The 13,477-nt window shown below is 71.4% G+C and carries 14 protein-coding genes; 2 read left to right on the forward strand and 12 right to left on the reverse strand.

Annotated features, from left to right (window positions below):
- Window positions 1–17: 17 nt before the first annotated feature.
- From AB0M36_RS23110 to AB0M36_RS23165, 12 genes are all read right to left on the reverse strand, one after another.
- Window positions 18–320 (reverse strand): antibiotic biosynthesis monooxygenase family protein, encoded by a 303-nt coding sequence (locus AB0M36_RS23110; protein ID WP_364160720.1) that lies wholly within the window; start codon window positions 318–320, stop codon window positions 18–20.
- Window positions 320–673 (reverse strand): antibiotic biosynthesis monooxygenase family protein, encoded by a 354-nt coding sequence (locus AB0M36_RS23115; RefSeq protein WP_364160722.1) that lies wholly within the window; start codon window positions 671–673, stop codon window positions 320–322. The genes AB0M36_RS23110 and AB0M36_RS23115 overlap by 1 nt, the downstream gene beginning before the upstream one ends.
- The gene (locus tag AB0M36_RS23120) at window positions 670–1,422 is read right to left on the reverse strand and encodes an SDR family NAD(P)-dependent oxidoreductase (RefSeq protein WP_364160724.1); all 753 of its coding nucleotides are present in this window, start codon (window positions 1,420–1,422) and stop codon (window positions 670–672) included. The genes AB0M36_RS23115 and AB0M36_RS23120 overlap by 4 nt, the downstream gene beginning before the upstream one ends.
- A gap of 18 nt (window positions 1,423–1,440) precedes the next feature.
- On the reverse strand, window positions 1,441–1,911 hold the full coding sequence (locus AB0M36_RS23125; RefSeq protein WP_364160726.1) for a DUF1772 domain-containing protein: 471 nt from the start codon (window positions 1,909–1,911) through the stop codon (window positions 1,441–1,443).
- Between the two features lie 3 nt (window positions 1,912–1,914).
- Complete coding sequence (locus AB0M36_RS23130; RefSeq protein WP_364160728.1) at window positions 1,915–2,373, reverse strand: SRPBCC family protein; 459 nt, start codon at window positions 2,371–2,373, stop codon at window positions 1,915–1,917.
- A 1-nt stretch (window position 2,374) separates the two neighbouring features.
- On the reverse strand, window positions 2,375–2,638 hold the full coding sequence (locus tag AB0M36_RS23135) for an acyl carrier protein (RefSeq protein ID WP_364160730.1): 264 nt from the start codon (window positions 2,636–2,638) through the stop codon (window positions 2,375–2,377).
- A gap of 25 nt (window positions 2,639–2,663) precedes the next feature.
- Window positions 2,664–3,908, reverse strand: a complete 1,245-nt coding sequence (locus AB0M36_RS23140; protein ID WP_364160732.1) for a ketosynthase chain-length factor — start codon at window positions 3,906–3,908, stop codon at window positions 2,664–2,666.
- A 55-nt stretch (window positions 3,909–3,963) separates the two neighbouring features.
- Window positions 3,964–5,217 carry a beta-ketoacyl-[acyl-carrier-protein] synthase family protein gene (locus tag AB0M36_RS23145; protein WP_364160734.1) on the reverse strand — a complete coding sequence of 418 codons (1,254 nt, stop codon included), beginning with the start codon at window positions 5,215–5,217 and terminating at the stop codon, window positions 3,964–3,966.
- Window positions 5,214–5,642: a cupin domain-containing protein gene (locus tag AB0M36_RS23150; RefSeq protein ID WP_364160735.1), complete on the reverse strand. Its 429-nt coding sequence runs from the start codon at window positions 5,640–5,642 to the stop codon at window positions 5,214–5,216. Before AB0M36_RS23150 ends, AB0M36_RS23145 begins: the two co-directional genes overlap by 4 nt.
- Window positions 5,639–5,974: a TcmI family type II polyketide cyclase gene (locus tag AB0M36_RS23155; protein ID WP_364160736.1), complete on the reverse strand. Its 336-nt coding sequence runs from the start codon at window positions 5,972–5,974 to the stop codon at window positions 5,639–5,641. The genes AB0M36_RS23150 and AB0M36_RS23155 overlap by 4 nt, the downstream gene beginning before the upstream one ends.
- Before the next feature lie 29 nt (window positions 5,975–6,003).
- Entirely contained in the window at window positions 6,004–6,741 is a 738-nt protein-coding gene (locus tag AB0M36_RS23160; RefSeq protein ID WP_364160738.1) for an SDR family NAD(P)-dependent oxidoreductase, read from the reverse strand.
- A 155-nt stretch (window positions 6,742–6,896) separates the two neighbouring features.
- On the reverse strand, window positions 6,897–8,771 hold the full coding sequence (locus AB0M36_RS23165) for an AfsR/SARP family transcriptional regulator (protein ID WP_364160740.1): 1,875 nt from the start codon (window positions 8,769–8,771) through the stop codon (window positions 6,897–6,899).
- Between the two features lie 706 nt (window positions 8,772–9,477).
- On the opposite strand from AB0M36_RS23165, the gene asnB reads away from it, so the two are divergent.
- Window positions 9,478–11,346, forward strand: a complete 1,869-nt coding sequence (gene asnB, locus AB0M36_RS23170) for an asparagine synthase (glutamine-hydrolyzing) (RefSeq protein WP_364160742.1) — start codon at window positions 9,478–9,480, stop codon at window positions 11,344–11,346.
- A gap of 64 nt (window positions 11,347–11,410) precedes the next feature.
- Window positions 11,411–13,477, forward strand: coding sequence for a multicopper oxidase domain-containing protein (locus AB0M36_RS23175; RefSeq protein ID WP_364160744.1), 2,067 nt, complete (start codon window positions 11,411–11,413; stop codon window positions 13,475–13,477).

Consider the following 13,477-nt stretch of genomic DNA (forward strand, 5'->3'; position numbering starts at 1 on the left):
GGAGCAAGCGACACGTCCTAGTAGGACGCCTCGACCTCGTAGACCCCGAACGGCATGGCCAGGCGGGTGTCGCGGAACGGCCGCAGCGGCGCGGTGCTGGCCCGGTGCGCGGGCCCCTGCTCCCACTGGCGAAAGGCCGCGAGGTCGGCCCAGCGGCTGACCACCACGAAGCCGGTGGGGTCCGGCACCGAGCGCATCAGGTCGTTGCCGAGCATGCCGGGCACCTCGGCGAGGACACCACTCACGTCGTGGTAGGCCTTGCGGACTCCGGCCACGTCCTCGGTGGCGTGGTAGACCAGCACCCGCAGCTCGGCTCCCATCAGGCCGCCGCCAGCCACTCGGCGTGGGTGCCGACCGTGGCGGACGGTGCGACGAACGCGACCACCTCCATGGTGCTCATCGCGCCGCCCGACCGGTACGGGTGCAGCTTCTGCCGGTGCTCGAGGTGCCGGTCGCTGGTCTCGAACTCGCGGAAGCGCGCCTCGTCCACCCAGTCGCTGACGATGTAGTAGACGCCATCCTCATCGGTGGCGCGCGACAGCCACTGGCCCAGGTTCGCCGGGTGCGAGGTGACCGAGTCGCCGACGGCGAGCCAGGTCTGCTCGAACTCCCGCGCGAGGCCCGGCTTGATGTGCATCTTGAGCATGACGCGGAACGTGGTGTCGGTCGTCATGAGATTCCTCCGTCGACGTGGATAGTGGCGCCGGTGACGTAGCGCGACAGGTCGCTGGCGAGCCAGAGCACGGCGCCCGCGACCTCGTCCGGGGTGCCCAGGCGGCCCAGGGCCGTCTTCTCGCTGTAGCGCTTGCGCATCATCGCGGCCTGCTCGGCCGGCATGGCGTCCATCGCCTCGGTCTCGATCACGCCGAGGGCCAGCACGTTGAAGCGCAGGCCGCGTCCGCCGAACTCCTTGGCCAGCGACCGGGTGAGCCCGCGCAGCGCGGCCTTGGTCGCGGTGTAGTGGGCCCGCAGCGGGATGCCGACCTCGGACGACTTGGAGCCGATGCTGATGACCGAGGCGCCCTCGGACAGCAGCGGCAGCGCGCCCTGGATGATGAGGTACGGCGCCGTGAGGTTGGTGTCGATGACCCGCCGCCACTCCCGCTCGCTGAGGTCGCCGTACGGGATGTGGCTGATGGCGCCGGCGTTGTTGACCACCAGGTCGAGCCCGCCGAGCGTGTCGCGTACCGTGTCCAGCAGCAGGGCCACCTGGGCCGGATCCGCGATGTCGGCCTGGACCACCAGATGGTTTCCGCCGATCTCCTTGAGTTCGCGTTCCAGCGACGCGACCAGCTCACTGTCCTGCCGGTAGCACGTCACGACGTCCACACCGGCGCGGGCCAGGGCCAGCACGATGCCGCGGCCGACGCCACGCACCCCGCCGGTCACCAGAGCCTTCTTACCGTTCAGTCCGAGGTTCACCCGAGTCTCCTTAGTCGGTCACAGCGCCAGCGCCACCGCGGCGCAGTTGACCACCAGCGCCGCCACGGTCAGCCAGCTTCGTAGCGAGTTCCATCGCCCCCACACCCGCCGCCGGCCCGCGTAGTCGAAGCCGGACGGCAGGTGGTCGGGGTCGAGCTCCCGTACCCATCGGTTGATGGGCACGTTCTTGGTCAGTGAGATGTAGACGGTGCCGCCGGCCAGCGCCGCTCCCACCAGGTGCGGCGCCCAGGCGCCGGGAGTGGGCGCCGCCACGGCCAGGACGACGCCGCCGAGTGCCGTGGTCATCAGGCAGATCGGCATGAACGGGTCGTACCTGGTGGAGAAGAACGCGTGGGCGTGCACGTACCTGTCCAGCGGCAGCGCCGCCATCAGCGGGAATCCCCCGAGCTGGGTGCCCAGCAGGACCCCGGCGGCGAGGCCGTTGGCGAGGAGCACCAGCGGCAGGAGTACGGCGACGAGAGCGGACATCGCTCAGACCCGGGCCCTGGCAGCCGCCTCGACCTTGTCCTTGATGAGGCGCATCTGCGTGGCCGTGTTGCGGTTGAGCCGCTCGGTCATGGCGGCGTCGTCGATCGGCGCCACCGGCTTCATCTCGAAGTCCTGGACCCAGCGCATCCGCACACCCTCGGGCGTCTCGGTGTACTCCCAGAACAGCGACATGTACTTGAACACGCCGGTCTCCACCCGCTGGGCGCGGACCGTCCGGCAGGGGCGGTCGAGCGTACGCTCGGAGACCCAGTCCCAGACCTTGCCGTTCTCGTCGGGATGCAGGGCCAGCCGGAACCGGAAGGTGTCGCCGTCGCGGTGCAGCACCTCGGCCACCGAGTACTCGCTGAAGAGCTCGGTCCAGCGGGAGATGTCGTTGGTCATGTCCCAGACCAGATCGAGGGGCGCGTCGATGACGACGGCGTTGTCGGTGTGGCCGGACATGTCAGGCCACCGCCGCGACGAGCCGGGAGTTGACGTAGTCCACCGCGGCGCGCGGGCTGGACATGTCCTCGGTCACGGCCTCGTCGGGGATCTGCATGCCGTAGCGGCGCTGGATCTGGCTGGCCAGCTCCAGCAGGGCGAGGGAGTCGAACCCCAGGTCGGCGAAGGGTACGTCGAGGTGGTCGCCGTCGAAGTAGACGTCGTCCTCGACGCCGACGCTGGCGCTCATGATCTCGCGCAGCTCGGCGACGTCGAACGTGGACATCGGGTGGTTCCTTTCGGTCGGAGTGTCAGATGTCGCCGGCCGGGCGGTCGCCGCGGCCGAGAACCATGGCCGAGGTGAAACCGCCGTAGCCGCGGGCGACCACGAGGGCGGTGCGCAGCGGACGCTCCCGGGGGGCGTCCCGCACCAGGTCGAGCGGGCAGTCGGAGCGCAGGCGGGTCGGTCCGACGGTGTGCGGCACGACGCCGTCGCGCAGCGCCAGCAGCGCGGTGGCGACGTCCAGGGCGGCGCCTCCGCCGTAGAGCCGGCCGGTGAGGGTCTTCGGCGCGGTGACCGGCACCGCGTGGGTGCCGAAGACCTCGGCCAGCGCCTCGGCCTCGACCCGGTCGAGGTGCGGGTCGGCGGCGGCGTCGGCGAAGACGACGTCGATGTCGTCGGGGACGCACCGCGCGTCGTCCAGCGCCCGGCGGATCGTGCCCGCCAGCACCGGGCGCCGGCCGGTCCGCGCGGACTGGTCGAATCCGGCGGCGTATCCGAGCACCCGGCCGTACGCGCGGCCCTGGGTGTCCGGGCCCGGCCGTTCGGCGACCAGGATCGCGCCGCCCTCGCCGGGCACGTACCCGGCGGCCTCGACGTCGAAGGGCAGGTACGCCCGGTCGGCGTCCTCGGCGCTCGACAGGTGGCCGTTCGCCAACTGGGCGACGAGCCCGTACGGGCACAGCGAACTGTCCGTCCCCCCGGTCACGACGAGCCGGCTCTGTCCCCGCAGCAGCCGCCGGGCCTGGCCGACGGCGTCGAGCCCGCCGGCCTGCTCGGTGCAGACCACCCCGCACGGCCCCCGCATGCCGTGCCGGATGGAGACCTGCCCGGTCGTCGCCGCGTAGAACCAGGCGATCGACTGGTAGGCGCCCACCCACGAGGGCCCGTTCTGGTAGAGGCGTTCCATCTCGTGCTGACCGAATTCGGTGCCGCCGGACGAGCTGGCCGTCACCACCGCCATCTCGTACTCGGGCAGCGAGGCGAGATCGACGGCCGAGTCGGCGACCGCGGCATCGGCCGCCGCCAGCGCGAGGTGGGTCCAGCGGTCCGTCTGCGGCACCAGCCGGGCGGGCACCTGGCCCTTCGCGGTGAAGCCGGCCACCTCGCCCGCCAGGCGTACGGGGTAACCCGACGGGTCGAACCGGGTGATCCGGCCGATCCCCGTCTTGCCGGCCAGCACGGCCTGCCAGTGTTCCTCGGTCCCGACGCCCGTGGGCGCGATGACGCCCATGCCGGTGATGACGGCCGCGGCGCCGGCGGTAGAGGTATTCATGCGCTTCACCTTCCTTGCTCGGGCTCGGACGCCTCTCGAACCCCACTCGACGCTTTCATGGGCGGGTCAGAACCATGGCGCTCTGGAAGCCGCCGAACCCGCTGCCGACGCTGAGCACGGCGTCGAGGCGGTGTTCGCGCGCCACCAGGGGCACGTAGTCCAGGTCGCATTCGGGATCGGGGTGGTGCAGGTTCGCCGTCGGCGGCACCACCTGGCGGTCCAGGGCCAGGGCGCAGGCCGCGACCTCGATCGCCCCGATGGCGCCCAGGGAGTGCCCGACCATGCTCTTGATCGAGCTGACCGGCACCTCGTACGCCCGCTGCTTGAGGGCCCGTTTGAAGGCGGCGGTCTCGTGCCGGTCGTTCTGCTTGGTCCCCGAGCCGTGCGCGTTGATGTAGTCCACATCGGACGCATTGAGCTCGGCGCCGTCGAGGGCGACCCGGATGGCCTCGGCCATCTCCCGGCCGTCGGGCTTGAGGCCGGTCATGTGGAAGGCGTTGCTGCGGGCGCCGAAGCCGGACAGCCGGGCGTAGATGCGCGCCCCCCGCCGCCGTGCCGCCTCCTCGTCCTCGAGGACGAGCACGGCGCAGCCCTCACCGAGCACGAACCCGTCGCGCCTGGCGTCGAAGGGCCGCGAGGCGTGCGCGGCGTCGTCGTTGTTCGGCGACGTCGCGGTGATCGCGTCGAAGCAGGCCGAGGTGATCGGTGACAGCGGCGCATCGGTGGCGCCGGCCAGCACCACGTCGGCGGAGCCCTCCTCGATGAGCTGCATGCCGTGCCCGACGGCGTCCAGCCCGGACGTGCAACCGGTCGAGATGAGCGCCACGGTGCCCTCGGCGGCGACCTCGTAGGCGACCTCGGCGGCGAGCGTGCTCGGCACCATGTAGCCGTAGAGATGCGGTACGCCGTGCGAGTGGTCGACGAGCCACTCGCGGCCGCCGTTGGAGAGCACCTCGTATTCCTGTTCGAGCCCCATGGTGCAGCCGACCGCGCTGCCGATGCTGACGCCGACCCGGCCGGGGTCGAAGCCCGCCAGGTCGACGCCGCTGTCGGCGAGCGCCTCGCGGGTGCTGACCACGGCGAACTGGGCGCCCCGGTCCATCCGGCGAACCTCCCGCGCGGACAGTCCGGCGGCCCGCGGGTCGAAGTCCACCTCGGCCGCGATCTGCGAGCGGAAGGCCGAGGCGTCGAACATGCTGATCCTGCGGGTGGCGGTGCGGCCGGCGCTCAGCAGGTCCCAGAACGCCTCCCGCCCGACGCCGCCCGGCGCGACCGCACCGATCCCCGTGACGACGGCGCGACGCTTCACCGCCCGCCTCCGACCTGCGGATTGGGCTCGTGCGGCGCGGTCGGTGCCTCGGTGTCGACGTGGCCGAGCTCGGGCCGCGGCGCCAGCGGGGACAGGTGGAAGACGACGTGCGCCTCCCGCTCGCCGACGTTGACCAGGCGGTGCCGGGCGTTGATCGGCACGAGCAGCGAGTCGCCCGGGGCGAGCCGGATCGGCCGGTCGTCGACCGTCATCTCCAGCGAGCCGGCGACGACATGCAGAAACTCCTCCGAGTACGGGTGGTAGTGCTCGGTGACGTGCTCCCCTGCCGCGAGGTGCAGGGTGCCGCCGAATCCGGAGGTGCACCCCACGGTCTTGGGGCTGAGCGTCACCCGGATGTCGCCGCCGCGGCGGGTATTCGGGGCGGCCTCGGACACGTTGACTCTGAGCTGCTGGGTGGTGGTCACTGCACTCGTCCTTCCTGGGCCGTCCACACGTAGAACGGCGAGGCCATGGCGTCCTTGGGTTCCTTCCAGTTCGGGTCGTACGGCCACACGAACTCGGTCAGCCGCTGGTTGATGTCGGCGTAGAGCGGGTGGCTGCGCGCCCGGTACAGGTTCTTGGTGATGTCCTCGTCCGCCTCCACGAGGTGGAAATACAGGTCGTGGAAGGAGAAGAGGGTCCGCCGGGACACCCCGACCAGGTGCGGCAGGTCGGTGGCGTCGGACTCGGCGAAGGTCTCGGCGATGCCGGAGGTGTCGCCTGACTTGAGTCGCGCGACGATGAGGGTGCGATGCACGGTGACTCTCCTAAGGGATGACGAAGTGGTCAGATGCCGCCGTCGACGGGCAGTTCCACGCCGGTGACCAGGCGCGAGGTGTCCCCCGCGAGGAAGAGGATCGCCCCCGCGACGTCCCGCGGCGTGGCGAGCCGGCCCAGTGCGGTGGCGGCGAGCAGGTGCTGCAGCACGGGCGGCGGCAGTTCCTCCTCGGGCGCCTCGGCGGTGACCCCGGGCGCGACGGTGTTGACCCGGATCCCGCGCGGGCCGAGTTCCTTGGCGAGGCTGCGGGTCAGGCCGAGCAGCGCCGCCTTGGCGGCGGTGTAGTGCGCGCTCATCGGCCGGCCCCGCAACGCGACCGAGGCGCCGACGTTCACCACCGAGGCGCCGTCCGCGAGGACCTCGAGGGCCGCCTGGATGACCCGGTAGGCGGCCGTGACGTTGTGGTCGAATACCCGGTTCCACTCGGCGTCGTCCAGCGCGGCGAACGGCACCCGGCCGTCCACGCCGACGTTGTTGACGAGCACGTCGAGGCCGCCGAGATGTTCCTGGCAGGTACGCACGAGCCGCGCCACATCCTCGCGGTCCGTCACGTCCGCCGTGACGACGAGATTGCCGCCGCCGAGCGTCTTGAGCTCGTGGGCGAGGCTGTCGGCGTCGTCGCCGACGCGGTGATGGCAGGCGACCACGCGGGCGCCGGCCCGGGCGAACGCCAGCGTCGTCGCGCGCCCGATCCCCCGGCTTCCGCCGGTGATCAGCACCCGTTTGCCGGTCAGACCCTGGTCCACGTCCTACCTCCTTGTGCTACCGGCCGGCGGCAACGCCCGCGGCTCTACGACGATGGTGGCGACGGCCGATCACGGCCCGCTCGAACTGGGGTTGAGTCCGTTCATGGACCGGGCCGCCCATGGGGGCGGCCCGGTCACTCGGTGCGGTCTCCGGCTCAGCCGGGGGCCAGCACCGCGGTGGCCACGGCCGGGCCGGTGGGCGGCACACCGGCGGCCGGGGCCCAGGAGAAGTTCCGGCGGAAGGGCCGCTGCACCCGGTAGTGGAAGTCGCCGCAGTCCCCGGCGGCGACCTCGACCAGCCCGAACTCCACGAGTTCCTCCACCACCGTCTCGGTGCGGTACTCATCGGCCTCCAGCAGCGTCGCCACGTCGCTGAGCGCCAGCGCCCGTTCGGAGCCCACCAGCGTCGTGAACGCCGCCTGCAGGTCGGTGGTCAGCAGCCGGTACGTGAGCCGTACGCTGCGCGAGGTTCCCGGGCCGCAGTGCTGGTCGGCGACGGCCGACCGAACCCGTTCGACCTGCCGGTGCACGGGCCAGTGCGGCTTGAGCTCGAGTTGCGTGACGGCCTCCCGCAGCGCCGCCGGCAGTCCCTCGCACAGGTCGATGAGCTCGTGGACGGCGGCCAGTTGCGGGCGGACCCGCTGCTCACCGAGGACGGAGGTGAGCAGTCGCAACGCCTCGCCGCGATCGAACGGCCGCAGGTTGACAGTCGAGGAGACCGACGGGTGGGAGAAGCGGCGCCGGGCCGCGATCACCGTCGCGCACCGGGGTCCGGTGGGCAGCAGGTGCTGGAGTTGCTCGGCCCCGACCACGTCGTCGAGGACGACCAGCACCCGCCGCCCGGCGGACCAGCTCCGGAAGAGGCTGGACCGTTCGGCCAGCGACTCCGGCAGCCGGGAACCGGTGTACCCCGCGGAGCGCAGGAATCCGCCCAGCGCCTCGGCCGGGTCGACGGGTCGGCCCGTGTCGTCGGTCAGCCGGGCGTACAGCCGGCCGTCGGGGTAATCGTCGCGGAGCCGGTGTGCCAGGTGGACGCAGAGGGTGGACTTGCCCACGCCGGGGGCGCCCACCACCACGACCGCCGGCGGCGCGCCGCGCTCCTGCCGGGCGAGGACCCGCGTGATCTGGGCCGTCTCCGCCGTGCGGCCGACGAAGTCGCCGACGTCCGGTGGGAGCAGGTCGGGTTGCTCCGAGGTCGGACGGGTTCCGCCGCCGATCACCGGGTCGGCGTCGCCGAGCACCGGCGGCTCGATGGTGGGATCGGCGAGCAGCACCGCCTGGTGGACCCGCTGCAGTTCCTGCATCGGTTCCAGGCCGAGCTCCTCGGCGAGGGTCGAGCGGGCCTTCTGGTAGACCCGCAGCGCGTCGAAGCGCCGGCCGGCCCGGTAGAGCGACAGCATGAGGCGTGCCTGCAGGCTCTCGTCGGTCGGGCGCTGCGCCACCATCCCGGTCAGCTCGCCGATGATGTCGTGGTGCCGGCACAGCCTCAGGTCGGCGTCGATGCGTTGCAGGGTGAGCCCGCGGCGCTGTTCCTCCAGCCAGACCGTCATGGCGCGCAGCAGCGACCCGGAGGTGACGTCGACGAGCGCCGGCCCGCGCCAGAGCGCGAGTGCCGCCCGGATGGTGTCGGCCGCGGTCTCGACCGAGCCCGCCTCGAGCTGGGTACGGGCCCGCTCCGCGAGGCGCAGGAACTCGGCGGAGTCGACGGCGCCCTCGTCGAGGCTGAGGATGTATCCGTTCGACGACCGGTGCAGGGTGGGCGGCGCGGCGTCGTAGTGGTCGGCCGGGCCCCGGCCGCCGAGGCCGAGTTGGTACAGCTTGCGAAGGTGGTAGACGTACGTCTGCAGGGTCGTCGTGGCGCTGGACGGCGGCCGCTCCTCCCACAGCTCTTCGATGATCTGGTCGGTGCTCACCACCGTGTTGGCGTTCATCGCCAGCAGCGCGAGGACCTGGCGCAGCTTGGGTGCCGACGGCACCAGCGGCTGGCCGGCGCGCACGACCTGGAAGGCGCCGAGGACGTTCACCCGCATGACGGCCACCCCCCTCGGTGCGTTGCGGAGCGGGTCGTCGGCGACTGCGGGACTGCATGCTGAGAAGCTCGGTGCAATTCCACGTGGATTGTTCCCCCATCTCTCCAACCCATGGTGGCTAATGTCAAGCACCATGCCGTGAATTACGGGGAAGACCGTGGATCGCACCGATCCAATTTCCCTCGAATCACTCTGGAGTCGAGATGGGCCGTCGCGAGCGGGTCCGACATTGACGGATGAGCGCCGGCGTGCCGCAGCATTACCTAGCAGGCGATACAACACCGGCGAGTGTTCTGTGACACATACGCCGCCGGCTCCGGCGCCCGTGATACTGCTTATTTCCCGACCGTACGCGATCGCGCAGACACCCGCCACCGCAGCGGGTTCCCCAGTAGGGGGCACCGCCGAGCGGGGCCGACGACATACATCTGAGGATGTATAAGAAGGTTTCCGGGCCGCATTCCGCAGACCCAAGATACGTCGGGAGAACGATGTGTCGGCGCGGCCGCATATCGCACAATCATGCGCGTGCCGTTTCTTTGTCGCGCACCGATAAGGCGCGCCGGCCACAAAGGACTGATCGACGGGCGCCTTCCAGGCGTCGCCGAGTGAGATTCGACCGCCGCCGCAGACGATCGGGGCTCGAAGAAATTTTCGGCGCCCGCACACCGGACGCGCCGTATCCGTCACCGAGAGGGTGTAGTCGATGTCAGGTTTGGTGGGCTGGGTGGACTTCTCCCCCCGTGATCTCGAGCGGGAATGGGCGGTGCTGTCCGCGATGGCGGGCGCGTTGGCCACCCGCGGGCCGGACGGGCAGCACGTGTGGACCCGGCGCGACGTCGGGCTCGGGTTCCGGGCCCTGTCCATCGGCGCCACGCCCGCGCCGCCGCAGCCGCACGTGCGATCCACTCCGGACGGCCAGGTGGCCGTGTGCGTCTCCGGCACGCCCGTCGGCCTCGGCGCGCTCGCCGCGTGGCTGCGCGGACGTGGCCGGGGCGTGCCCGCGAACGCCGGACCCGCCGAGCTCGTCGCCGCGGCGTACCAGGAGGACGGTCCGGCCGCCGTCGTGCGACTGACCGGGGCCTTCGCCATCGCGATCTGGGACGGCCGCCGCGACGAGCTCGTCCTCATCCGCGACCGGTTCGGCAACCAGCCCCTGTACTACTGGCTCACCGACACCGGCCTGGTCTTCGGCTCCGAGCGCAAGGCCCTGTTCGCACACCCCGAGACGGAGGCCGCCGTCGACCTCGACGGCATGCGCGAGCTCTTCTCGTACGCGGGCACGGCGGGACACGGCATCTTCGCCGGCGTCCAGCAGGTCGAGGCCGCCGAGACCCTGCGCTTCGGCCGGTCCGGCCTGCGCCGCGAGAAGTACTGGCGGCTCACCACCGCCGAGCACACCGACGACCTCGACACCACCATCGGCACCGTCCGGGAGCTGCTGTCGACCAGCGTCGCCGACCAGCTCGGCGACGCCGACGGGGTCGGCATCATGCTCTCCGGCGGCGTCGACTCCTCCGCCGTCACCGCGCTCGCCGGCGACGCCCTGAAGCGCCGCGGCGGTGGAAAGCTGCGGACCTTCACCGTCACGTTCGCCGAGCACGCCGACAACTTCACCCCCGACGAGGTCTGGGCGACCCCGGACGCACCGTTCGTGCGCGACATGGTGGCCCACGTCGGCGCGGAGCACACCGACGTCGTCCTCGACACCGCCGACATCCTCGACCCGGCGGTGCGCGAGGCGACGCTGGTGGCCAAGGACGTCCCGAGCCCGCTCGGCAACATGAACACCTCCCTGCACCTGCTCGACCGGGAGGTCAGCAAACACGTCCGGGCGGCGCTGCTGGGCGAGATCGCGGACGCGGTGTTCGGCGGATTCTCCTGGGTGCACAACCCGCAGCTGGCGGCCGCGCGAACGATGCCGTGGATCGCGATGGCGCACTACGGCGGCGGCAGGCACGGCATGGGCGGCGACCTGCTGCACCCGGACCTGCTCGACAAGCTTCAGCTCAACGACTACTGCGCCGCGGCGTGGGAGAGCTCGGTCGCCCAGGTCGAGCACCTGGACGGCGAGAGCGACCTCGACCGGCGGATGCGGCGAATCAACTACCTGCACCTGACCCGCTGGCTGGAGACGCTGCTGTCCCACGACGAGTCCATCGGCATGTCGACGGGCCTGGAGGTCCGCATGCCGTTCTGCGACGACCGGCTCGTCCAGTACGTCTACAACGTGCCGTGGGCGCAGAAGTCCTTCGACGGCCAGGAGAAGAGCCTGCTGCGCGCCGCGGTCGCCGACCTGCTGCCGGAGTCGGTGCGGACGCGGCCGAAGAGCCCGTACCCGGTGACGCAGGACCCGGCCTACGGCGCCTGGCTGATGGGCCAGCTCGGCACGCTGGTCGTCGATCCGACGTCGCCGGCCGCGGCCCTGGTCGACGAGAAGGCCATCGCCGCGCTGCGCACCGACCACTCGGTGCTCGACAGCGGGCCGCGGGCGTGGGTCGCCCGGGCCAACGTCGAGATGGTGCTCGGCCTGGACGCCTGGTTGCGCCGCTACCGCGTACGCGTCGAGGTCTGACGCTCCCCTGACAACGCAGAGCCGGCACCGCACAGAGCCGGCTCGCAAGGAAAGGACAGTTCCGATGTTCGAGGCCTTGGTGAGCACCGACACCATCGTCGGCGCCGTGCTCATCGTCGGGTGGGCGTGGGCTTCCTGGCGTCTCGGGCGCCTGACACGGCGGACCGAGCGGAAGAAGATCGCGTCGGGCGGCACGTGGACGGCGGTGCTCCTGTTGATCGCGGGCGTCGCGGCGTTGGCGAAGGCCTCGCTCATCGCGCTGTTCCTCACGTACGGCTGGGAGTTCGGCGCCAACTATGTGGTGTTCGCCGTACCCATGGTGATCGTCCCGGCCGTCCTCGCGTTCGTGTGGACACTGCCGGCCGTGCTGAGGTTGCGCCGCGCGGCCCGCGGCGCGGACGACGCGACGCCGCCCTCGGTGGAGCGCACCGCGCTCACCGACCTGAGGGTGGCGTTGCCCGCGCGCCTGACCGCCGTCGGCGGCGCGTTCGCGCTCTGGCTGGGCTTCTTCAAGCAGCCGGTGCCGGGCCTCGGCGACGACATCGCCCTCTACTACAGCCTGTTCCTGCTGGCCGCGGCGTGGCAGGTGGTCAAGCTACGCCGCGCGGCGGCGCAGCTCGCCGCCGGCCTACGGCCGGCGTTCGGCGTCCGCGCCGCGCGGACCGGCGCCGCCGTGGTGGCGTTCGCCGCCGCCGCGATCCTCGGGATTGTCTGGTCGGCCAGCTCGAGCAAGCTGCCTGGCAGTTACAACATGGCCGACCACGGGCACGCCACGGCTGCCGGCGCGGGGCACGGAGGTGTCACCCACGTCGCGCACGACAAACCGACCGCGAATTCCATCACGGCGCTGACCGGACCCCGCGACGGCAAGCCCGACAAGAAGTTCACGCTCACCGCGCGCAAGGCGAAGCTCACCCTGCCGGGCGGGGCGACGATCGACGGCTGGACCTACAACGGCACGGTGCCGGGTCCGCTGCTGCGGGCCACCCAGAACGAGCTCGTCGAGGTCGAACTGATCAATCAGGACGTCGACGCCGGGGTGTCGCTGCACTGGCACGGCATCGACGTGCCCAACGCCGAGGACGGGGTCCCCGGGCTCACCCAGGACGCCGTCCCGCCCGGCGGTCGGCACACCTACCGCTTCCGGCCGCCGGACGCCGGCTCGTACTGGTACCACTCGCACCAGGTCTCCTCGGAGCAGGTCCGTGCCGGCCTCTACGGGGCCTTCATCATCGATCCGCCCCCGGGCCCGGAATCGTCGGTCACCGACGTTCCCGTCGTGGTGCATACGTTCGCGGGCCAGATCCAGACCATCAACGGGATCGACCGGCTCGAGCGCTCGACGATCGCGCCGGGCACCAGGGTGCGGTTGCGACTGATCAACACCGACAGCAACTCGCGCAAGTTCGCGCTGACCGGCACGCCGTGGCGGCTGGTGGGCATCGACGGCTCGCGCGTCAATGGCCCGGGCGAGGTCACCGGGAAACTCCTCGAGCTGGGCGGTGGCGGACGCTACGACGTGGAGTTCACGATGCCGGCCGCGCCGGTGCGGCTGGCCACCTCGTTCTTCCCGGACAAGGGGCTGCTGTTCACGCCGGACGGTTCCGGCGACCGCGAGGCCGACTTCACGGGCGACGAACTCGACACCAACAGCTACGGTACGCCCGCCCCGACGCCGTTCGGGCGCGACACCAAGCCCACGCGGACCGTCAACTGGGTGATGGACAACCACTTCGGCTTCTTCGACGGCGGCTTCCACATGGTCTTCACCGTCAACGGCAAGCTCTTCCCGGACGTCGGTTCGACCGTGGTGCGCGAGGGCGACATCGTGAAGGTGCGGTTCGTCAACCGCAGCTTCCTCGACCATCCCATGCACCTGCATGGCCACCACGTGCTCGTGCTCTCCCGCAACGACAAGCCCGCGTCCGGAAGCCCGCAGTGGCTCGACACCGTCCTCGTGCGACCCGGCGAGACCTACGAGGTCATGTTCCGGGCGGACAACCCCGGCCTCTGGATGGACCACTGCCACAACCTGGATCACGCCGCGATCGGCATGGTGATGCACCTGGCCTACGAGGGCTGGACGACGCCCTTCGAGGCCGGCACCGACACCCCGAACCAGCCGGAGTGA

Origin of the sequence: Actinoplanes sp. NPDC051346 (assembly GCF_040682215.1) — a bacterium.
Lineage (GTDB): Bacteria > Actinomycetota > Actinomycetes > Mycobacteriales > Micromonosporaceae > Actinoplanes.

Excerpts from the sequence above, each read along its gene's own strand:
- AB0M36_RS23125 (WP_364160726.1), bottom strand. The coding sequence starts at position 1,911 with ATGTCCGCTCTCGTCGCCGTACTCCTGCCGCTGGTGCTCCTCGCCAAC.
- AB0M36_RS23165 (WP_364160740.1), bottom strand. The coding sequence starts at position 8,771 with ATGCGGGTGAACGTCCTCGGCGCCTTCCAGGTCGTGCGCGCCGGCCAG.
- AB0M36_RS23115 (WP_364160722.1), bottom strand. The coding sequence starts at position 673 with ATGACGACCGACACCACGTTCCGCGTCATGCTCAAGATGCACATCAAG.
- AB0M36_RS23110 (WP_364160720.1), bottom strand. The coding sequence starts at position 320 with ATGGGAGCCGAGCTGCGGGTGCTGGTCTACCACGCCACCGAGGACGTG.
- AB0M36_RS23130 (WP_364160728.1), bottom strand. The coding sequence starts at position 2,373 with ATGTCCGGCCACACCGACAACGCCGTCGTCATCGACGCGCCCCTCGAT.
- AB0M36_RS23140 (WP_364160732.1), bottom strand. The coding sequence starts at position 3,908 with ATGAATACCTCTACCGCCGGCGCCGCGGCCGTCATCACCGGCATGGGC.
- AB0M36_RS23135 (WP_364160730.1), bottom strand. The coding sequence starts at position 2,638 with ATGTCCACGTTCGACGTCGCCGAGCTGCGCGAGATCATGAGCGCCAGC.
- asnB (WP_364160742.1), top strand. The coding sequence starts at position 9,478 with ATGTCAGGTTTGGTGGGCTGGGTGGACTTCTCCCCCCGTGATCTCGAG.
- AB0M36_RS23175 (WP_364160744.1), top strand. The coding sequence starts at position 11,411 with ATGTTCGAGGCCTTGGTGAGCACCGACACCATCGTCGGCGCCGTGCTC.